The 21,772-nt window shown below is 50.3% G+C and carries 16 protein-coding genes; 3 read left to right on the top strand and 13 right to left on the bottom strand.

Annotated features, from left to right (window positions below):
- Positions 1-37 precede the first annotated feature (37 nt).
- The 12 genes from K7B67_RS02795 to K7B67_RS02850 form a co-directional block, all read right to left on the bottom strand.
- Entirely contained in the window at positions 38-1,270 is a 1,233-nt protein-coding gene (locus K7B67_RS02795) for a C2H2-type zinc finger protein (RefSeq protein WP_252178857.1), read from the bottom strand.
- 98 nt (positions 1,271-1,368) lie between these two features.
- Positions 1,369-3,009, bottom strand: a complete 1,641-nt coding sequence (locus K7B67_RS02800) for a hypothetical protein (RefSeq protein WP_252178858.1) — start codon at positions 3,007-3,009, stop codon at positions 1,369-1,371.
- A gap of 97 nt (positions 3,010-3,106) precedes the next feature.
- A complete protein-coding gene (locus K7B67_RS02805; protein ID WP_252178859.1) occupies positions 3,107-4,570 on the bottom strand; it encodes a hypothetical protein in 1,464 nt (487 codons plus the stop codon).
- Positions 4,571-4,645: 75 nt separating this feature from the next.
- Entirely contained in the window at positions 4,646-6,088 is a 1,443-nt protein-coding gene (locus K7B67_RS02810) for a hypothetical protein (RefSeq protein ID WP_252178860.1), read from the bottom strand.
- A gap of 75 nt (positions 6,089-6,163) precedes the next feature.
- On the bottom strand, positions 6,164-7,162 hold the full coding sequence (locus K7B67_RS02815) for a C2H2-type zinc finger protein (RefSeq protein WP_252178861.1): 999 nt from the start codon (positions 7,160-7,162) through the stop codon (positions 6,164-6,166).
- A gap of 95 nt (positions 7,163-7,257) precedes the next feature.
- On the bottom strand, positions 7,258-8,235 hold the full coding sequence (locus tag K7B67_RS02820; RefSeq protein WP_252178862.1) for a hypothetical protein: 978 nt from the start codon (positions 8,233-8,235) through the stop codon (positions 7,258-7,260).
- Between the two features lie 43 nt (positions 8,236-8,278).
- Positions 8,279-9,655 carry a hypothetical protein gene (locus tag K7B67_RS02825; RefSeq protein WP_252178863.1) on the bottom strand — a complete coding sequence of 459 codons (1,377 nt, stop codon included), beginning with the start codon at positions 9,653-9,655 and terminating at the stop codon, positions 8,279-8,281.
- A 161-nt stretch (positions 9,656-9,816) separates the two neighbouring features.
- Positions 9,817-11,154, bottom strand: coding sequence for a DEAD/DEAH box helicase (locus tag K7B67_RS02830; RefSeq protein ID WP_252178864.1), 1,338 nt, complete (start codon positions 11,152-11,154; stop codon positions 9,817-9,819).
- Between the two features lie 89 nt (positions 11,155-11,243).
- The gene (gene metG, locus K7B67_RS02835; protein ID WP_252178865.1) at positions 11,244-13,292 is read right to left on the bottom strand and encodes a methionine--tRNA ligase; all 2,049 of its coding nucleotides are present in this window, start codon (positions 13,290-13,292) and stop codon (positions 11,244-11,246) included.
- 117 nt (positions 13,293-13,409) lie between these two features.
- On the bottom strand, positions 13,410-15,005 hold the full coding sequence (locus tag K7B67_RS02840) for a hypothetical protein (RefSeq protein ID WP_252178866.1): 1,596 nt from the start codon (positions 15,003-15,005) through the stop codon (positions 13,410-13,412).
- A 99-nt stretch (positions 15,006-15,104) separates the two neighbouring features.
- Positions 15,105-17,033, bottom strand: coding sequence for a C2H2-type zinc finger protein (locus tag K7B67_RS02845; RefSeq protein WP_252178867.1), 1,929 nt, complete (start codon positions 17,031-17,033; stop codon positions 15,105-15,107).
- Between the two features lie 331 nt (positions 17,034-17,364).
- Positions 17,365-18,327, bottom strand: a complete 963-nt coding sequence (locus tag K7B67_RS02850) for an Abi family protein (protein WP_252178868.1) — start codon at positions 18,325-18,327, stop codon at positions 17,365-17,367.
- Between the two features lie 431 nt (positions 18,328-18,758).
- Between K7B67_RS02850 and K7B67_RS02855 the strand changes: the two genes are divergently transcribed.
- The 3 genes from K7B67_RS02855 (at position 18,759) to apbC (ending at position 21,033) form a co-directional block, all read left to right on the top strand.
- The gene (locus K7B67_RS02855; RefSeq protein ID WP_252178869.1) at positions 18,759-19,220 is read left to right on the top strand and encodes a DnaT-like ssDNA-binding domain-containing protein; all 462 of its coding nucleotides are present in this window, start codon (positions 18,759-18,761) and stop codon (positions 19,218-19,220) included.
- On the top strand, positions 19,114-19,866 hold the full coding sequence (locus tag K7B67_RS02860; protein ID WP_256484696.1) for a replication protein P: 753 nt from the start codon (positions 19,114-19,116) through the stop codon (positions 19,864-19,866). The genes K7B67_RS02855 and K7B67_RS02860 overlap by 107 nt, the downstream gene beginning before the upstream one ends.
- Positions 19,867-19,941: 75 nt before the next feature.
- Positions 19,942-21,033 carry an iron-sulfur cluster carrier protein ApbC gene (apbC, locus tag K7B67_RS02865; RefSeq protein ID WP_252178871.1) on the top strand — a complete coding sequence of 364 codons (1,092 nt, stop codon included), beginning with the start codon at positions 19,942-19,944 and terminating at the stop codon, positions 21,031-21,033.
- Positions 21,034-21,089: 56 nt separating this feature from the next.
- Here the strand turns inward: apbC and K7B67_RS02870 are convergent, their stop codons facing one another.
- Entirely contained in the window at positions 21,090-21,665 is a 576-nt protein-coding gene (locus tag K7B67_RS02870) for an NAD(P)H-dependent oxidoreductase (protein ID WP_252178872.1), read from the bottom strand.
- Positions 21,666-21,772 lie beyond the last annotated feature (107 nt).

The raw sequence follows: 21,772 nt of genomic DNA on the forward strand, positions 1-21,772 counted from the left end.
AGGTCGGAGGTTTCTTTACGGCGGGTTGGGAGATGGATCATTTTTTGTCACCCTTCTTTCTTTTCTTGTTAGATGGCGGCTGGTCATACGCTTTTCTTTTGGGTTTCTTGGGTCTCTGGTCGGCAGGCAGGTGGGTCTGTTGGTGCGTTTTTAGATTGCTCACTCGGTCGGTGCTGTAGTTGCAGTCCTCATGGCTACACTGGTGTACCTTGAGTCTCTGATCGGCAGGCAGGTGGGTCTGTTTGTGCATTTTCAAATGGCCCGTATGACCAGCACTGTAGTTGCAGCCCTCATGGTCACACTGGTGCACCTTGGGTCTTTTAGGTCTCAGATCGGTAGGCAGGTGGGTCTGAATGTGCCTTTTCAGATTGCTCCCATAGTCGGTGCTGTAGTTGCAGCCCTTATGGTCACACCGGTATGCCCAGAGTCTCTGGTCGTCAGGCAGGTGGGTCCGTTTGTGCTTTTTCAGACTGCCCCTGTGGTCGGTTCTGTAGTTGCAGCCCTCATGGTCACACTGGTGCACCTTGGTTCTTATGGGTCTCTGGTCGACGGGCAGGTGGGTCTGTTTGTGCCTTTTCAGATTGCCCGCATGGTTGGTGCTGTAGTTGCAGCCGTCATTGTCACACTGGAATGCCGTGAGTCTCTGGTTGGCAGGCAGATGGGTCTGTTTGTGCCTTTTCAGATAGCTCGCCCATCTAGTGTTGTAGTTGCAGCCTTCATGGTCACACTGGTGCACCTTGGTTTTCTTGGGTCTCTGGTCGGCAGGCGGGTGAATCAATTCTGACCCAGTGGCTATTTCAGTGTCTGAGGTGGAGTTCTGGTTAATCATTTTTAGTCTCAGAGTCGCACAAACCTCACTGAATTCGTTTAATGCTCGAAAAGGATCACTTGTCGTGTTTACACACTGAACATTCGTTTCGGTATCAGTTTCGTCTTCTTCAGAAAGGTTGTCGCTGTTTTCATCAGAAGTGCCGTTGTCTTCGGGCTCAGAACCCTCATCAGAGGCTGCCCGGCTGTGAGCCTTAGCTTCAACACCAGAATCAGGAGAGACGCCGGTGGCAAGAAAAAAGCAATAGCGGGGGGCTGGTTTTAAGAGGATGTCATCACCGAAGCAAATCCGTGGCATATCGAAGTGGTGCCATTCAATAAGCGTCTTGCCGACACCCAGAGCGAAGAGCAAAGACAACCTGCTTTCCTGAGCGTGGCCTTTGGGGCAATGCACAGAAAAAGCAACGGCCAGAGTCAAAATCAATGGTTTTTTCAATAGCAAGGGTTGGCTTCCCAGTCGTTGAATTGTTTATTGAAAATTCAGGTTAGTCAAAATCTGGAAAGAGGCGGAGGTTTCTTTTAGCAGGGTTGGGAAGCGGATCATTCTTTATCACCCTTCTTTCTTTTTTTGTTTGATGGCAGCTGTTCATTCGCTTTTCTTTTGAGTCTCTGGTCGGCAGGCAAGTGTTTTTGTTTGTGGGTTTTCAGATTGCCCTTGTGGTCGGTGCCGTAGTGACAGCCCTCATGGTCACACCGATGCACCTTGACTCTCTGGTCGTTAGGCAGGTGGGTCTGTTTGTGCCTTCTCAGATGGTTCACTAAGTCGGTGTTGTAGCCGCAGTCCTCATGGTCACACTGGTGCAGCTTGAGTCTCTGGTTGTCAGGCAGGTGGGTCTGTTTATGCCTTCTCAGATGGCTCCCCTGGTCGGAGCTGTAGTTGCAGCCCTCACGGTCACAGCGGTGCACCTTGAGTCTCTTGGGTCTTTGGTCGGCAGGCAGGTGGGTTTGCCTGTGCTTTCTCAGATTGTTCGCCCGGTTGGTGCTGTAGTTGCAGCCCTCATGGTGACACTGGTGATGCCTGGGTCTCTGGTCATCAGGCAGATGGATCTGTTTGTGCGATATCAGGTTGCTTACGTGCACGGTGCTGTAGTTGCAGCCCTCATGCTGACAATGCACTTTAAGTCTCTGGTCGGCAGGCAAGTGTTTTTGTTTGTGGGTTTTCAGATTGCCCTTGTGGTCGGTACTGTAGTGACAGCCCTCATGGTCACATCGGTGCACCTTGAGTCTCTGGTCGGCAGGCAGGTGGGTGTGTTTGTGCATTTTCAGATTGCCCATGTGGTTGGTAGCGAAGTTGCAGCCCTCATGATCACACTGGTAAACCTTGGGTCTTTGCTTGGCAGGCAGGTGGGTCTGTTTGTGTGCTTTCAGATTGCCCACTTGGTTGGTGCTGTAGTTGCAGTCCTTATGGTCACACTTGTGCACCTTAGGTCTCTTGACTCTCTGGTTGGCAGGCAGGTGGGTCTGTTGGTGTTTATTCAGATTGCCCACGTACTTGGTGCTGTACTTGCAGCCCTCATGGTCACACTGGTGCACCTTGGGTATTTTGGGTCTCTGGTTGGCAGGCAGGTGGGTGGGTTTGTGCTTTTTCAGATTGCCCTTGTGGTTTGTGCTGTAGTTACAGCCCTCATGTTCACACCGGTGCACCTTGGGTTTTCTGGTTATTTTACTGCCTGAAATAGACTCCTGCTGAATCATTTCCAGTCTAAGGGTCGCACAATACTCACTGATTTCGTTCAGTGTTCGAAAAGGGTCAGGTGTCGTATTTACACACTGAACATCAATTTCGGTATCAGTTTCGGTATCAGTGTCGTCTTCGTCAGAATGGTTGTCACTGCTTTCATCACGGCTGCCGCTGTCTTCGCTGTCACTGTCTTCGCTGTTGGCACTATCATCAGAGACTGCCTGACTGTAAGCCTTAGCTTCGACGCCAGGGTCAGGATAAAAGCAATAGCGAGTGTCTGGCTTTAAGAGGATGTCATCACCGAAGCAAACGTGCATCAGACTCCCCTTTTGTTTGGCGGTTGCAATGATTTCACGTTGCTGATGGTTTCTTTGCTGGATCTCAGTGGTGATAGTTTTGGCCATAGAGAAGAGCAACCTGTTTTCCTGAGCCTGACCATTGGAGCAATACACAGAAAAAGCAACGGCCAAGGTCAAAATCAATGGTTTTTTGGATAGCAAGGCCTGGCTTCCCAATTGTTGAGCTGTTTATTAGGAAGTCAGGTTAGTAAAAATCTGGAGAGGTTGGAGATTTCTTTTAGCAGGGTTGGCAAGCGGATCATTCTTTATCACCCTTCTTTCTTTTCTTGTTCGATGGCAGCTGTTCATACGCTTTTCTTTTGGGTCTCGGGTCGTCAGGCTGGTGGGCCAGTTTGTGCCTTTTCAGTTTGTGCCTTTTCAGATTGAACGCATGGTTGGTGCTGTAGTTACAGTCCTCATGTTCACAGTGGTAAGTCCTGGGTCTCTGCTCGGCAGGCAGGTGGGTCTGTTTGTGTCTTCTCAGATTGCTCGGCTGGTCGGAGCTGTAGTTGCAGCCCTCATGGTTACAGTGATTCACCTTGAGTTTATTGCGTCTCTGGTTAGCAGGCAGGTGTTTCTGTTTGTGCGCATTCAGGTTACCTATGTGATTGGTGCTGTAGTTGCAGCCCTGATGATCACACTGGCGCAACCCGGGCCTCTGGTCAGCAGGCAGGTGGGTCTGCTTGTGCTTTCTCAGATTATCCTTCTTGTCGCTGCTGTAGTTGCAGTCCTGATGGGCGCATTGGTACAACTTGGATCCCTTGGGTCTCTGGTGGGCGGGCAGGTGGGTCAGTTTGTGCTGTTTCAGATTGCCCTTATAGTAGCCGCTGTAGTGACAGCCCGCATGGTCGCATTGGTGCAACTTGAGTCTCAGCTCGGCAGGCAGGTGGGTCAGTTTGTGCTTTTTCAGATTGCCCATATGGTTGGTGCTGTAGTGACAGCCCTGATGATCACACAGGTGCGTCTTGGTTCTTTGCTCGCCAGGCAGGAGGGTCTTTTTATGCCTTTTTAAGTAGCCTGCCTTTTTGCTTTTGTAGTTGCAGCCCTCATGGTCACAGGGGGACTTCCTGGGTTCTTGGTGGGCAGGCGGGTGGCTCTGTTTGTGCGCTTCCAGGTGGCTCGCCTGATCGGTGCAGTCAGCAGGTGAGGGGATTTGGGGAGGATTAACAGAGTCCGCTTTTGCCACTTCTGCCTCTGACTCAGTGGCTATTTCAGTGCCTGAAACGGACTCCTGCTTAATCTTTTTCAGTATCAGAGTCGAACAATACTGACTGATTTCATTCGCTACCGGAAAAGGAGTCATTGTCATGGTTACATACTGAACATCGGTTTCGCTCTCGGTTTCGCTCTCGGCTTCGTCTTCGTTTGAAGTGTTGTCGCTGTTTTCATCGGAGGTGCTGTTGTCTTCAATGTTAGAACCATCATCAGAAGCTACCCGACGGTAAGCCTTAGCTTCGATGCCAGAGTCGGGAGAAAAACAATATTCAATGGCCTCACTCTCTTCACTTTCGTCAGATAACCGCTTTATCCGGGTGGGTTGGCCGGTTCCCAGACGTACTGAGACCTCAATAAAGGGCTTCGGGGTTTTGATAAGCGCCTTGCCGACAGTCAGGGAGAAAAGCAAAGGCAACCTGTTTTTTTGAGTTTCCTGAGCGTGGCCATTGGAGCAATGCACAGAAAAAACAACGGCCAAGGTCAAAATCAAGGTTTTTTTAGATAGCAAGGCCTGGCTTCCCAGTTGTTGAACGGTTGATTGGGAAATCAGGTTAGTCAAAATCTGGAGAAAGGTCGGAGGTTTCTATTCTTTATCACCCTTCTTTCTTTTCTGGTTAGATGGCAGCTGGTCATACGCTTTCCTTTTGGGTCTCTTAGGTCTCAGCTCGGCAGGCAGGTGGGTTCGTTTGTGCACTTTCAGACTACCGACGTGGTCGGTGCTGTAGTTGCAGCTTTCATGGTCACACTGGTGCATCCTGGGTCTCTCGGTTCTCTGGTCGGCAGGCAGGTGGGTCAGTTTGTGCCTTTTCAGATGGCTCTGGCGGTCGGTAATGTAGTTACAGGCCTCATGGTGGCACTGGTGCACCTTGGGCTTTTTAGGTCTCAGCTCGGCAGGCAGGTGGATCTGTTTGTGCGTTTTCAGATTGCTCGCGAGCTCGGAGCTGTAGGTGCAGCCCTCGTGGTCACACTGGTACGTCTTGGCTCTCTGGTCGGCAGGCAAGTGAGTTTGTTTGTGCATTTTCAGATTGCCCGCCTGGAAGGCGCTGTAATTGCAGCCTTCATGGTCACAATGGTGAGGTTTCTGGTCGGCAGGCAGGTGGGTCTGTTTGTGCGTTTTCAGACTGCCTGCCTGGTAGGTGCTGTAGTTGCAGCCTTCATGGTCACATTGGTGCGTCTTGGCTCTCTGGTCGGCAGGTAGGTGGGTCTGTTTGTGCGTTTTCAGACTGCCCGCCTGGTAGGTGCTGTAGTTGCAGCCCGCATGGTCACATTGGTGCGTCTTGGGTCTCTCGGGTCTCTGGTCGGCAGGCAGGTGGGTTTGTTTGTGCGTTATCAGGCTGCCACTGTGGTCGGTTTTGTAGTTGCAGCCCTCATGGTCACATTGGAGCGGCTTGGGTCTCTTGGGTCTCTGTTCGGCAGGTAGGTGAGTCTGTTTGTGCCTTTTCAGATGGCTCGTTTGGTCGGTGCTGTAGTTGCAGCCCTGATAGTCACAGTGGTGCTCCTTGGTTCTCTGGTCAGCAGGCAGGTGCGTCTGTTTGTGCATTTTCAGATGGTTTGCCCGATCGCTTCTGTAGCAGCAGCCCTCATAGTCACACCGGTGCACCTTGAGTATCTTGGGTCTCTTGGGTCTCTGGTCAGCAGGCAGGTGGGTCTGTTTGTGTGTTTTCGGAGTGGCTATTTCACTGTCTGAAACCGGCTCCTGCTTAATCTTTTGCACTGTCAGAGTTGCACAATACTGACTGATTTCATTGGCTGCTCGAAAGGGATTAAACGTTGTGGTTACATACTGAACATCAGTTTCGGTCTCAGTTTCGTCTTCATTTGAACGGTTGTTGCTGTTTTCATCAGAGGTGCCGGTGTCTTCACTGTCAGAACCGTTATCAGAGGCTGCCCGGTGGTAAGCCTTAGCTTCGACGTTGGAGTTGGGAGAAAAGCAATATTCAATGGCCTCACTCTCTTCATGGCCACTAGAACAATGCACATAAAAAGCAACGGCCAAGGTTACAATCAAGGGTTTTTTGGATAGCAAGGCCTGGCTTCCCAGTTGTTGAACGGTTGATTGGGAAATCAGGTTAGTCAAAATCTGGAGAAAGGTCAGAGGTTTCTATTCTTTATCACCCTTCTTTCTTTTCTTGTTAGATGGCGGCTGGTCACAGGCTTTTCTTTTGGTTCTCTGGTTGGCAGGCAGGTGGATTTGTTTGTGCCTTTTCAGATCGTCTTTCCGGTCGGTGCTGTAGTCGCAGCTCTGATGGTCACAGTGGTGCACCTTAGGTCTTTTGGTTCTCTGGTCGGGAGGCAGGTGAGTCTGTTTGTGCCTTCTCAGATTGCTCGGCTGGTTGGTGCTGTAGTTGCAGCCTTCATGGTTACATAGGTGCTCCCTGAGTCTCTGGTCGGCAGGCAGGTGGATCTGTTTGTGCATTCTCAGATGGTTCGCCCGGGTGGTGCTGTAGTTGCAGCCCCCGTGGTCACACCGTTGCATCCCGGGTCTCTGGTCGGCGGGCAGGTGGATCTGTTTGTGTGCTTTCAGGTGACCCGTGTGGTCGGTGCTGAAGTTGCAGCCCTCATGGTCACACTGAAGCTCCTTGAGTCTCTGGTCGGTAGGCAGGTGGGTCTGCTTGTGCCTTATCAGATGGTCGGCCCGGTTGGTGCTGTAGTTGCAGCCCGTATGGTCACACTGGTGCAGCCTGGGTTTGTGCTCGACAGGCAGGTGGGTCTGTTTGTGTGTTTTCAGTAAAGTGGACTCCTCGTTGATCATTTTCAGTCTCAGAGTCGAGCAATACTCACTGATTTTGTTTAATGCCCGAAAAGGATCCTGAGTTGTGGTCACATACTGAACATCCGTTTTGGTCTCAGTGTCACTATCCGTGTCGTCTTCGTTTGAACCGTTGTCGCTGCTTTCATCAGAGGTGCCACTGTCTTCGGTGTCAGAGTCATCAGGAGCTGTCCGGCTGTAAGCCTTAGCTTCGACGCCAGAATCAGGAGAAAAGCAATAGCCGGTGTCTGGTTTTTGTGGTGGCAGCCTGTTTTCTTGAACGTGACTTCCAGGACAATGTACAGAAAAGGCAATGGCCAAGGTTGAAATCAATGTTTTTTTGAATAGCAAAGCCCGGCTTCCCAGTCGTTAAACTGTTTATTTGGAAATCAGGTTAGTCGAAATCTGGAGAGGGCGGTGGTTTCTTTGGAGTGGGTTGGGAGGCGTCATTCGTTATCACCCTTCTTTCTTCTCTTGTTGGATGACAGCTGGTCATAGGCCTTTCTTTTGGGTCTCTGGTCAGCAGGCAGGTGGGTCTGCTTGTGCTTTTTCAGATTGCCCATGAAGCCGGTTATGTAGTTGCAGCCCTTGTGGTCACACTGGAGCACTTTGGGTCTCTGGGGTCTTTTAGGCTTTTGGTCGGCAGGAAGGTGGGTCTGTTTGTGTGATTTCAGGTTGCCCACCTGGGCGGCTCTGTAGTGGCAGCCCTCATGGTCACACTGGTGCACCCTGGGTCTTTTGGGTCTCTGGTCGGCAGGCAGGTGGATCTGTTTGTGCTTTTTCAGATTGCTCATGAAGGTGGTGCTGTAGTGGCAGCCCTCATGGTCACATTGCACCTTGGGTCTCTTGGGTCTCTGGTCGGCAGGCAGGTGGGTCTGTTTGTGCTTTTTCAGATTGCTCGCGAAGCGGCTGCTGTATTTGCAGTCTCCATGGTCACATTGGTGCACCTTGGGTCTCTTGTTGGCTGGCAGGTGGATCTGCTCGTGCTTTTTCAGGTGGTTAACAGAGTCGACTTCTGTCACTTCTGTCACTTCTGTCTCCGACTCTGTGAGTCTTTTACTGTCTGAAGTGGACTCCTCATTAATCATTTTCATTCTCAGAATCGCACAATACTCACTGATTTCGTGTAATGCTCGAAAAGGACTAAGTGTCGTGTTTACACACTGAACATAAGTTGTGGTATCAGATTCCTCTTCTTCAGAGCTGTTGTCGTTGTTTTCATCAGAGGTGCTGTTGTCTTCACTGACAGAACCATCATCATTCGTGGGTGAGACCTCAATAAACGGCTTGGGGCTGTTGATAAGCGCTTTGCCGAAAGTCAGGGCGAAGAGCAAAGCCATACTATTTTCCTGAGCGTGATCATTAGAGCAATGCACAGAGAAAGCTATGGTCAAGATCAAAATCAATGGTTTTTTGAATAGCAAGGCCTGTTTTCCCAGTCATTGAAACACTTATTGGAAAGTCAGGTTAGTCAAAATCCGGAGAGAGGTCGGAGTTTTTCTTTCTTTTCGCGTTAGATGGCGGCTGGTCATACGCCTTTCTCTTGAGTCTCTGGTGCAGATGGCTCTGTTTGTGCCTTTTCAGGTGGCTTGGCTGGTTAGTAGCGTATTTGCAGCCCTGATGGTCACACTGTTGCAAGTTGGGTCTCTGGTCGGCAGGCAGGTGGGTCTGTTTGTGCTTTTTCAGGCCGGCCTTGTAGTCGGTTCTGAAGTTGCAGCCTTCATGGTCACACTGGTGCACCTTGGCTCTCTGCTTGGCAGGCAGGTGGATCTGCTTGTGCCTTTTCAGCAGGCCTGGCCGGTCGGTGCGGTGGTCGCAGCCCTGATGGTCACAATGGTACGGCTTTGGTCTCTTGGGTCTCTGGTCGGCAGGCAGGTGGGTCTGTTCATGCTTTACCAGATTGCTCTTCTGGTCGCTGCAGTAGTTGCAGCCCCCATGCCGACACTGATGTATTTTGGATCTCTGGTCGGCAGGCAGATGAATGGGTTTGTGCTTTTTCAGACTGTCTGGCCGGTCGGTCCTGTAGTTGCAACCTTCATGATCACACCGGTGCGTCTTGGGTTTCTGGTCGGCAGGCAGGTGGGTCTGTTTGTGCTTTTTCAGATGGCTCAGCCATGCGGCGCTGAAGTTGCAGCCCTCGTGATCACACTGAAACTTGCCTTTCTGGTTGGCAGGCCGGTGAGTTTGTTTGTGTATTTTCAGATTGCCCACCCGGTCGGTTCTGTAGTTGCAGCCTTCATGGTCACACTGGTGTACCTTGGCTCTCTTGGGTCGCTGGTCGGCAGCCAGATGGGTCTGTTTGTGTATTTTCAGGTTGCCCACCCGGTCGGTTCTGTAGTTGCAGCTTTCATGGTCACACTGGTGTACCTTGGCTCTCTTGGGTTGCTGGTCGGCAGCCAGACGGGTCTGTTTGTGCCTTTTCAGGTGACTCATGTGGTTGTTAGCAGAGACTGCTTCTGCCACCTCTGCCTCAGTGGTTATTTCACCATCTGAAATGGAGTTTTGGTCGATCATTTGCAGTCTCAGAGTCGCACAATACTCACTGATTTCGTTTAATGCCTGAAAGGGGTCAGGTGTCGTGTTTATAAAAAAGACAGACGTTTCGGTATCAGTTTCGTTTTCGTCTTCGTCTGAGCGGTTGTCGCTTTCATCAGAGGTGCCGCTGTCTTCATTGCCACTGTCTTCGCTGTCGGCACTATCATCAGAGGCTGCCCGTTCGATACCAGAGTCAGGAACAAAGCAATAGCGGGTGTCTGTGTCTGGCTTTAAGAGGATGTCATCACCGAAGCAATGCACAGAAAAGGCCATGGCTAAGGTCAAAATTAATGGTTTTTTGCGTAGCAAAGCTTGGCTTCCCAGTCGTTGAAATGCTTATTGGGAAATCAGGTTAGTAAAAATCTGGAGAAAGGTTGGAGGTTTTGGTCAGGCACTGGAAAAAAAATTAACTTATCGAAAGAGCCTTGGTAGAGAAGTGGCTCTTTCTTGAAGAGGCTGTCATTCAGTTGTTAATTCTTTTTGCGCTTCAAAGGCTCAAAACCCGCATCAACTGATTCAGTCGCTTTCTGGTTATCGGGTTTACGGCGCTTACCCACGTTTTTCTTGTCGTGCTGTCGTATTTTTCCAGCGGCTGTCTTGTCCTTGGTGGGTTTTTTCTTTTTCTTTCCGCCAGCGGCTTTTCCGGACGCTTTCAGCTTTTTAGGACCTTTCCAGCTGCCTCTCAGCTCTTTGATTGAACGTTTTTCGAAGCGGGTTTTCAGATAACGCTCAATGCCTGACATCAGGTTCCATTCGTTGGGACCAATCAGGGAGATGGCCAGACCTTGTTCACCGGCCCTGCCCGTGCGGCCAATGCGGTGAACGTAATCATCGCCATTGCGGGCCATATCGAAGTTAATGACCAGATCAATCCCTTTGATATCCAGACCTCTGGCTGCAACATCGGTGGCCACCAGAATGTTGATCTGGCCTGAAGCCAGCATGGCCATCATCTTTTTTCGTTCCTGATGATCCATTTCGCCGTGCAGAACACCGGCTTTGAGGTCACTGTAGCGAAGGAAACCGCACAGCTGGTCAGCCAGGTTACGGGTATTGGTGAAAACAATGGCTTTTTCGAAGTGTTCGTTTTCTAACAACCAGCGAGTCAGCTTTTCCTTATGCTTTTGATCGTCACTGAGCATGATTTGCTGGTGAATGTTTTCGTGCTTCTCCCTGGCCGTATTGAGCGTCAGGGATTCAGGTTCTTGCAGCACCAGGTTAATGAGTTCGCCCATTCCTTTTTGTTGCAGGGTGGCTGAGAACAGCATGGTTTGACGATCCTGACGGCATTCAGACGCAATTTTCAGCATGTCGGGACTGAAACCAAAATCCAGCATACGGTCGGCTTCGTCCAGAATCAGGTATTCCAGATCGTTGAAGTCGGTATTGTTGTTTTCCATATGCTCGAGCAGACGGCCCGGCGTGGCGATGAGCACTTCCGGATTCTTTCTCAAGGTATTGACCTGGTGACGAAAGGGGTCGCCACCGGTAATCAGCCCTGCCTTAATCTGGGTGAAACGAGCCAGGGTTTCTGTTTCTTCCAGCACCTGTCGGGCCAGCTCACGGGTGGGCACCAGAATCAGCATTCGGGTGCTGGAGCGGGGGGCCGGACGGTTCTGGAAATGATTCAGGGCAGGCAGCAGGAAGGCTGCTGTTTTGCCGCTACCGGTTTCGGAACTGACCAGTAGATCTTTGCCAGCCAGTGCTTTGGGGATCACTGCCGCCTGGACGGGGGTAGCCTCGTTGAAATGTCTTTCAGTCAGGGCTTTTTGCAGTCGTTCGTGCAGTGCCAGGTCAGAAAAAAGCAAGCGATACTCCTTATGGGAATCCCCCACCGATTCAGGTGGGTGGGGGAGGGGGTCAAATGGGCAGAGTTTGGGACTGTGGCGTGACGGGATTACATCACACGCATTCCGGGTTGGGCACCTTCATGGGGTTCGAGAATCCAGAGATCTTTACCGCCGGGACCTGCGGCCAGAACCATGCCTTCACTCACACCAAATTTCATTTTGCGGGGTGCCAGGTTAGCGACCATGACCGTATATTTGCCGGTCAGGGCTTCCGGGGCGTAGGCGGATTTTATGCCCGCGAATACGTTGCGTGGTTCTGCTTCGCCAATATCCAGGGTTAACCGCAGTAGTTTACCAGCGCCTTCTACCAGCTCGGCATTAACGATTTTGGCAATGCGCAGATCTACTTTGGCAAAGTCGTCGAAAGTAATCTGTTCGGCAACGGGCTCTTTTGCCAACCACTCGTTGTCGGCAGACGTTTGGGCAGGTTTTTGCTCAAACATTTTGGCCCGTACTTCTTTGCTGGCTGCAATCATGGCTTCGACCTTATCCAGCTCGACACGGGTCATCAGAGGCTTGAACTTGTTGACCTCGTGGTTCAGCAGCAGGGTCTGGCTGTCACTCCAGCGCAGAGGCTCAATATTCAGGAAAGTTTCTGCCTTGATCGCCATGGCAGGCAGAACCGGCTTCAGGTAGATCATCAGCAAACGGAACAGGTTAATACCGGCTGAACAGATGTCGTGCAGTGCCTGGTCCTTGCCTTCTTCTTTGGCAACGACCCAGGGCTTCACTTCATCAATCCAGGCATTGGCTTTGTCAGCCAGAGCCATGATTTCACGCATGGCTTTGGCGAATTCACGGCCTTCATAAAGCTCTGCGATGCGCTCACCGGTGTTCTGGAAGTCGGCCGTCAGCTCCGGGATCATGTTGTTGGCAGACAGTTTTCCAGCAAAGCGTTTCTTGATAAAGCCGGCATTACGGCTGGCAATGTTAACCACCTTGCCGACCAGGTCAGAGTTAACCCGCTGAGCCAGGTCTTCAGTATTCAGATCCAGGTCATCAATGCGGCTGGACAGTTTGGCGGCGTAGTAATAGCGCAGGTATTCCGGGTCCAGATGTTCGAGATAGGTTCGGGCGGTTATAAAGGTGCCACGGGACTTGGACATTTTTTCGCCGTTCACCGTCAGGTAACCGTGAACACTGACGGAGGTTGGCGTGCGATAGCCAGCTCCTTCCAGCATGGCTGGCCAGAACAGGCAGTGGAAGTTGACGATGTCTTTGCCGATAAAGTGATGCACTTCGCAGTCGCTGTCTTTTTTCCAGTAATCGTCAAAGTTCAGGTCGTCTCTTTGCTGGCACAGGTTTTCGAAAGAGGCCATGTAACCAATAGGCGCGTCCAGCCAGACGTAGAAGTATTTGCCGGGCTCGCCGGGAATTTCAAAGCCGAAGTAAGGGGCGTCGCGGGAAATATCCCAGTCTTGCAGGCCAGCGTCCAGCCATTCGGCCAGTTTGTTGGCAATCTCGTCGGAAATGGTGCCGGAACGGGTCCAGTCTTTCAGGAAACCATCAAAGTCTGAAAGCTTGAAGAAGAAATGCTCACTTTCTTTTTCTACCGGAACGGCTCCGGAGATAGCCGACTTAGGATTTTTCAGGTCGGTTGGTGAGTAGGTGGCGCCACATTTTTCACAGTTATCACCGTACTGGTCATCGGCACCGCACTTTGGACACTCACCCTTGATATAACGATCCGCCAGGAACATTTGTTTTTCAGGGTCAAAAGCCTGAGTGATGTTGCGGCTGGCAATATGGCCATTTTCCTTGAGCTTCAGGTAAATGGCTTCAGACAGTTTGCGATTCTCTTCGGAGTGGGTGGAGTGATAGTTATCAAACTCCACCAGAAAATCACCAAAGTCACGGATACGCTCTTTGTTGATCAGGGCGACAGACGCTTCTGGCGTCATGCCGTGCTTTTCAGCGTGCAGGCTGATGGCAGTGCCATGGGCATCGTCGGCGCAAACGTAAGTGCATTGGTTGCCGAACAGCTTCTGAAAACGAACCCAGATATCGGTTTGAATGTATTCCACCAGGTGGCCCATATGCAGAGGACCATTGGCATAGGGCAGGGCGCTGGTGACAAGTATTTTACGTTGGCTCATTCGAATACTGTGTTGCTGGAAAGTTGAAAGAGGGTGGATAGGGGGGGAGTATACGATAATTTTTGTCGCTTGGGCTAAGACTTGGGTGAACTTTCCTTTATCCGTTTGGGAGGCGGGTCATTCTTTATCACCTTTCTTTCTTTTCGGGTTAGATGGCAGCTGGTCATAGGCTTTTCTTTTGGGTCTCTGATCGGCAGGCAGGTGGATCTGTTTGTGTCTGTTAAGATTACTCGCCTGGTCGGTGCTGTAGTTGCAGTACTCATAGTCACACTGGTGCACCTTGAGTCTCTGGTTGGCAGGCAGGTGGGTCTTTTTGTGCTTTTTCAGATCGCCTGCCCGGTCGGTGCTGTAGTCGCAGCTCTCATGATCACACTGGTACACCTTGACTCTCTGGTCGGCAGGCAGGTGGATCCATTTGTGCTTTTTCAGGTCGTCTCTTCGGTCGCTGCTGAAGTTACAGTTCTCATGGTCACACCGGTGCTTCTTGAGCCTCTGGTCGGCAGGCAGGTGGGTCTGCTTGTGCTTTTTCAGATTGCTCATATAGTCGGTTTTGTAATTGCAGCTCTCATGATCGCAGTGGTGCCCTTTGGGTTTCCTGAGTCTCTGGTCGGCAGGCAGGTGGGTCTGCTTGTGCTTTTTCAGATTGTTCGTGCGGTCGGTGCTGAAGTTACAGTTCTCATGGTCACACTGGTACACCTTGATTCTCTGGTCGGCAGTCAAGTGGGTTTGTTTGTGCCTTTTCAGAATGGTTCTGTAGTCGGTTCTGTAGTTGCAGCCCGCATAGTCACACTGATGCACCTTGGGTCTCTTGGGTCTCTGGTCGGCAGGCAGGTGAGTCTGTTTGTGCCTTTTCAGAATGGTCCTGTAGTCGGTTCTGTAGTTGCAGCCCGCATAGTCACACTGATGCACCTTGGGTCTCTTGGGTCTTTGGTCGGCAGGCAGGTGAGTCTGTTTGTGTTCTCTTAGATGGCCCTTGTGGCCGGTGATATAGTCGCAGCCCTCATGGTTACACTGGTGCTTAGCAGCGTCCACTCTTGCCAGGTCTACTTCTGACTCAGTGAGTATTTCACTGTCTAAAGTGGGCTCCTGCTTAATCTTTTTCAGTTCCAGAGTCGTACCATACTGATTGGTTTCATTTAATACTCGAAAGGGATTAAGTGTTGTGGTTTCATACTGAACATCAGATTCATCTTTGTTTGAACGGTTGTCGACGCTTTCATCAGAGGTACCGTTAGTGGTTATTTCACTGTCTGAAACGAGCTCCTGCTTAATGTTTTTCAGTGCCGGAGCCACACAACACTCACTGATTTCATTGGATACCCGAAAAGGATTAAGTGTTGTGGTTTCATACTGAACATCAGATTCGGCATTAGTTTCGTCTTCATCTTCGTTTAAACGGTTGTCGCTGCCTTCATCAGAGGTGCTGCTGTCTTCACTGTCACTGTCTTCGCTGTAGGCACTATCATCAGAGGCTGCCCGACTGTGAACCTTCAACTCCCACCATTCAATGGCCTCGTTCTCTTCTTCAACGCCTGTAACGTAGACTCCTTTTGTGGATAAGACCTCAATACAGGGCTTCAGGGTATTGATCAGCGCCTTGCCGACAGCCAGAGCGACCAGCAAAGGCAACCTGTTTTCCTTAGCATGGTTATTAGAGGAATGCATAGAAAAGGCAACGACCAAGGTCAAAATCAATGGATTTTTGGATAGCAAGGCCTTTGTCCCCAAGCGTTGAATGGTTTATTGGAAAATCAGGTTAGTCAAAATCTGGAGAGAGGTCGGAGGTTTCTTTGAGGTGGGTTGGGAGGTGGGTCATTCTTTATCACCTTTCTTTCTTTTCGCGTTAGATGGCAGCTGGTCATAGGCTTTTCTTTTGGGTCTCTGGTCGGCAGGCAGGTGGTTCTGTTTGTGTTTGTTCAGATTACCCGCCTGGTCGGTGCTGTAGTTGCAGTACTCATAGTCACAATGGTGCACCTTGAGTCTATGGTTGGTAGGCAGGTGGGTCCATTTGTGCTTTTTCAGATCGCTCGCCCGGTTGGTGCTGTAGTCGCAGCTCTCATGATCACACTGGTACCTTTTGAGTCTCTGGTCGGCGGGCAGGTGAGTCCATTTGTGCTTTTTCAGGTCGTTTCTTCGGTCGGTGCTGAAGTTACAGTTCTCATGGTCACACCGGTGCTTCTTGAGCCTCTGGTCGGCAGGCAGGTGGGTCTGCTTGTGCTTTTTCAGATTGCCCATCTGGTCGGTTTTGTAATTGCAGCCCTCATGATCGCAGTGGTGCACTTTGGGTTTCCTGAGTCTCTGGTCGGCAGGCAGGTGGGTCTGCTTGTGCTTTTTCAGATTGTTCGTGCGGTCGGTGCTGAAGTTACAGTTCTCATGGTCACACCGGTGCTTCTTGAGTCTCTGGTTGGCAGGCAGGTGGGTCTGTTTGTGCCTTTTCAGATCGCTCGTCAGGAGGGTGTTGTAGTCGCAGCTCTTATGATCACACTGGTACACCTTGACTCTCTGGTCGGCAGTCAAGTGGGTTTGTTTGTGCTTTTTCAGAATGGACCTGAAGTCGGTTCTGTAGTTGCAGCCCGCATAGTCACACTGATGCACCTTGGGTCTCTTGGGTCTCTTGGGTCTTTGGTCGGCAGGCAGGTGGGTTTGTTTGTGCCTTTTCAGAATGGTCTTGTATTCGGTTCTGTAGTTGCAGCCCGCATAGTCACACTGATGCACCTTGGGTCTCTTGGGTCTTTGGTCGGCAGGCAGGTGGGTTTGTTTGTGCCTTTTCAGAATGGTCTTGTATTCGGTTCTGTAGTTGCAGCCCGCATAGTCACACTGATGCACCTTGGGTCTCTTGGGTCTTTGGTCGGCAGGCAGGTGGGTTTGTTTGTGCCTTTTCAGAATGGTCTTGTATTCGGTTCTGTAGTTGCAGCCTGCATAGTCACACTGATGCACCTTGGGTCTCTTGGGTCTTTGGTCGGCAGGCAGGTGAGTCTGTTTGTGTTCTCTTAGATGGCCCTTGTGGCCGGTGATATAGTCGAAGCCCTCATGGTTACACTGGTGCTTAGCAGCGTCCACTCTTGTCACGTCTACCTCTGACTCAGTGAGTATCTCACTGTCTAAAGTGGGCTCCTGCTTAATCTTTTTCAGTTCCAGAGTCGTACCATACTGATTGGTTTCATCTAATACTCGAAAGGGATTAAGTGTTGTGGTTACATACCGAGCATCAGATTCATCTTTGTTTGAACGGTTGTCGACGCTTTCATCAGAGGTACCGTTAGTGGTTATTTCACTGTCTGAAACGAGCTCCTGCTTGATGTTTTTCAGTGCCGGAGCCACACAACACTCACTGATTTCATTGGATACCCGAAAAGGGTTAAGTGTTGTGGTTTCATACTGAACATCAGATTCGGCATTAGTTTCGTCTTCATCTTCGTTTAAACGGTTGTCGCTGCCTTCATCAGAGGTGCTGCTGTCTTCGCTGTCACTGTCTTCGCTGTAGGCACTATCATCAGAGGCTGCCCGACTGTGAACCTTCAACTCCCACCATTCAATGGCCTCGTTCTCTTCTTCAACGCCCGTAACGTAGACTCCTTTTATGGGTAAGACCTCAATACAGGGCTTCAGGGTATTGATCAGCGCCTTGCCGACAGCCAGAGCGACCAGCAAAGGCAACCTGTTTTCCTGGGCATGGTTATTAGAGGAATGTATAGAAAAGGCAATGACCAAGGTTAAAATCAATGGGATTTTGGATAGCAAGGCCTTTGTCCTCAAGCGTTGAACGGTTTATTGGGAAATCAGGTTAGTCAAAATCTGGAGAGAGGTCGGAGGTTTCTTTGAGGTGGGTTGGGAGGCGGGTCATTCTTTATCAACCCAAAAAGCTTACGACCTGACTTCTGTCGTAAGCTTTTTGGGTTGGTTTTTTCGTCTTTTGGGTTGCTCTCCGCCGCCTCTGAAAGATCTTTGCTGTGGCGTTAGGTTTTGCATATTCATCTGAGGATGGAGGCTTGCGAAAGGACGTAGCGATTCTGTCCTGACGGTTTGTTACCGTCGTAGAACAGCTTACTTAGAACTAAGAGTTGTTGAAATTTTACTTAGATTGAATGCCTGCAAGAATCCATAAGGGTTCCTCTTCCCAGTTATCCGGAAAGCCCATATGTACCCTTGAAATTGCTGGGTTTCTTGAAATTAATCCGTTAAGCCTGGTAGCCCAGCCACTTCCAGGGCTAACCTTGCTTAATAGTGTTTCTATAATGACCAGTTGATAGTAAAGACGCCGCCGTGGATTAATGGTTTGTGCAGGTGATGAGTGGACAGCAATTTTCTCCGGAACATATATCCAATTTTTTGGTGCTTTTCTTGGCCATACAGGGCTGGTGCCAAACTCTCTATTCCAGACTCTGGAATGATGAGCGCAGTGATTACGTAAATCAGACAGTGAATGAAACCAGGTTTTAAGCACTGTGAATTGAAAACCAAAATGCTTTGTAAGAGGTTTCTGATCTTCCGGGAAGCGAAGATTGGCAAAGAGCTCTGAAATTTGCTTGAAGCTCAAAAGTTCCAGTGCCATCCACAAGGGTGGTTGTACTGGTGAATCAGGGTACTTCTGTTGGTAGCTTTTCAGAAATGCCTCTATCTCCCTCCTCTCAGACTTGCTTTTCAGTTCACTAATTAGCCATTGGTGATTGTAATGGCTCTTAAAAATGTTTGAGTCAAGGTACCCGTGAGGACCATGTCGTGTAGCAAGAACTTGTGTTAACTGAGCGCGCAGCGCAACTTCTATTCGCTCAATGGCATCTAAAAGCAGTAGTCTCAACTCTCTGTCGAAAATATAAAGTCTCAGGACATCATCAAACGATGTGCCTGAAATGAACCGGTGTTCATCACCTGATCCGGGAATATAGAATGGACGGGTATAGGCACTTAAACGGAAGTAACTAATATTCTTTAAGTAGTGTTTGGCTCTTACAGGGTCGGTAACTACTAAGCCTCTGGCACTCAAAGTGTGAATCTGCTCATCAAGGCTTAATGCGTGTTTTTTGAAAGCAACCATTTGTTTTTGTTTATTACTAGGTGGTAATAAAAAAACCCGCCAGAGTGTGCTTCGTCGAGAGGCATGGCGGGTGTGTTACGGTAAAGGTAGGTGTTAAGTGGTTGGCTGTCAATAGGTGCCCGATTTTATCCCTTGCTCGGAAGAGATTTTGACTCCTGTGAAAAAAGTAAGATCACCCACAGACTACGAAGAAAAAGCCCCCAGCGCATGACAGCCCTGCTCTGAGCAAAAACCTCCCGAATAAAGTAAAAATACCGCTGTTCAATCCGACTTTTCTGACGTTAGAATGCTCGGCTCCCCGTCGGAAAAATTGGACGATTCCGGGGATCAACGGGTTCTGTCTGGTCTGGCTTCAGGCTCCTCGCAGTACAGGGCTGTTTCATTATTACAACCGGTAGACCGTAACCGGGAAGGCAGGTATTGTTAGTTTCATGACAGACGAAGAGCGCCAAAGGCAAAAACTGCGAAGAGAGTGGGCTTCCGGAGACCGGTCTCCATTTCAGGATTTTGCTCAGGAACGTGAGGAAGAGCATCCGGTATTCACCCAGCAGGCTGCCCAGACAGACACGCCTGCCGAAGGTGCCAGGGTTCAGCCTTTGCCTGAAGACTTTGCTCCTGATTCGGTGTACGTAGAGTTTCTCGAGGAGCACCACGGGATTCCTGCGGATTTTACTCTTGCACAACTCCCGGAATTTAAGCTCTACTGGCTGGAGACGGGAGAAGCCCGTAAAGCCTGGCAGAATAAGTTTAAGAACCATGTGATCTATCAGTGGAAGCGGGGTCAAAGTGAAAAAGGGCAACGAACTCATAAGTCAACTGTCGAAAAACTTACAGACACCAGCTGGGCAGACGGACTCCAGTTCGACTTCGACGAGTCAGACGACCAGTCGTGAAACCCTGCAAAGGGCCCAGCAGACCAAGTATGCCATTAATACCCTGTTTACCATGTTGGAAGCGGCTTTCCCGTTAAAGTTTAAAAAAGCCTTTCCCACCGATGCTTCATTGATCGAAGCGAAGAAGGTCTGGATTCAGGGGCTCAGTGAGTTTAAGCCTGCAAGGATTGTTAAAGCCGGGCAAAAAGTTCTGGATACCACCAAATTCTTTCCTGATCTCAGTGAAATACGTGAGCACTGCAAGCTGCATCATGATGAGATGGGATTGAAAAAACCTCTGCAAGCCTATTACGAAGCCTGCTATGCACCAGAGCAGACCCGTGACTATCGTTGGTCTCACATTGCCGTTTATCTGGCGGCCCGGGAAACAGGCTGGATGACCCTGCGAAGTGAAGAGCAAAGAGTCGCTTTTCCCATCTTTGAGCGAAACTACAACATTCTTTGCAATCGGGTGCTTGATGGTGAAGACCTTGAAGCTTCAATCATGAAAGGTATTGAAGACAGCCGTTCGAAAGAGGCGGTGAGAGTTGCCGATGAGCACGCCGAACAGTCTCTGCGAAAAACCATGGAACAGCAGGGGATTGATCCTGATTCGGGTCGCTCTGCTTTTGAGACGTTGAAACAGTCTTTACCCAAACGTCAGTAAGTTCGTTTTTTACTGGAAGAATAACAGCGAAATCATTAGTCTATCCGCCATTCTAACGGTTGGAGTCTGACATTGATGAGTGTCGAACGCGCTGCGGTTGAAGCCGCTGTTCAAGGCTATCACGATCCCTATCTGAAGCAGGACCTGGTCACTGCCGGTTGTATCAAAGAGCTTGCCATCGAGTCGGGTAACGTCACCCTGAAGGTCGAACTGGGCTATCCGGCAGAAGGCTCAAAGGGAGGCATTGAGCAGTTACTGGCTGCCAAGATTGAAAACCTTCCCGGTGTCGAACGTGCCAACGTCTCTGTGAGCTGGAGCATTGCCAGTGCTCCGGTTCAGGGGGCGCTGGAAGCCATGAACGGTGCCAAAAATATTATTGCCGTGGCTTCCGGCAAAGGCGGTGTCGGTAAGTCCACGACTACGGTTAATCTGGCATTGGCTATGGCAGCAGAAGGTGCCAGCGTCGGTATTCTGGATGCAGATATCTACGGTCCCAGCATTGGCATGATGCTGGGTTTGCCCGATGGCACCCGTCCGGAGGTCAGGCACGAAAAGCTTTTTTTGCCGATTGAGGCCCATGGTCTTCAGGCCATGTCCATGGCGTTTCTGGTGACAGAAGATACGCCGGTGGTTTGGCGGGGTCCTATGGTCAGCGGTGCTCTCCAGCAACTGTTGACCCAGACACTTTGGCATGATCTGGATTACCTGTTTATCGATATGCCTCCGGGTACCGGCGATATCCAGCTGACACTGGCTCAGAAAGTACCCGTCACTGGTAGTGTTATTGTCACCACGCCTCAGGACCTGGCCCTGATTGATGCCAAAAAAGGCATTGAAATGTTTAACAAGGTTAATATCCCGGTGCTGGGGGTTGTTGAAAATATGGCCATGCATGTCTGCTCTGAATGCGGTCATACCGAGCATCTGTTTGGCGAAGGAGGCGGCACCCGCATTGCCGATCAGTTTGGTGTTGATCTGCTGGGAGCGCTGCCTTTGTCCATGATGATTCGTGAGCAGTCTGATGAGGGTGTGCCAACGGTGGTTTCTGAGCCAGACTCGCAGATCACCATGATCTACAAAGATATGGCGAAACGAGTGGCTGCTGAATTGGCATTAAAGAATGCCGAGCAACCCAAAGCGCCCACCATCTCATTCAGTGATGACTGAGTAAGCCGGGGGAGAGCTCGCTCCCCCGCTTTTCAGAAGCTTTCTCAGAAGCTCTCTCAGAAGCTTTGCAGATGTTTCCTGACTTTTTCCATAAACTGCTTTCGGTCGACCTCTGTCGTTTTGTTCATGCTGTAAAGCGCCAGCCATTGTATATCCTTGCACCGGGATACGGCTTTCAGCGAGAGCCTGAACATTTTTCTGGGCGGGTTGCCTGTCAGGGCCATTCGCCAGTGGGAGGATCCCTGGGTGGTAATGATCAGAAACTTTTTAATGCGGGTCAGACCTGGTTGCAGACCATTAGCGCCATAGGTCGCCACCACTCCGGGCAGCCAGATCCGGTCAAGCCAGCCTTTTAAAATGGCTGGAGGGCCCATCCACCAAGTGGGATAGACAAAAACCACCGCTTCAGCCCATTTCAGTTTGGCGACGTGATTTTCGATCCCGTTGGTGTTGTCCTGGGTCATATAGTTGATCCTTTCTTCACAGGACATTCGTGCTTCAAAGTCAGTTTCATAAAGGTCCAGGGGGTGCACAGTGTGCCCAGCCAGGGCTAACTGCTCACAGGTCAGTTTGAACAGTGCTGCGTTGTAACTCTGTGGGTTCGGGTGGGCATAAACCACTAAAACATTCATGCGAGTCTTGTTTTCTGGCGATAATCACCGCCATTTTAGAGGCTTTTACGAACAAAAGCAGGCGCGGTAGAGAAAGCAGGGAGAAGGCTACCGCCTGTGAGGGTCGG

The organism is Endozoicomonas sp. 4G, assembly GCF_023822025.1.
Classification (GTDB): domain Bacteria; phylum Pseudomonadota; class Gammaproteobacteria; order Pseudomonadales; family Endozoicomonadaceae; genus Endozoicomonas_A.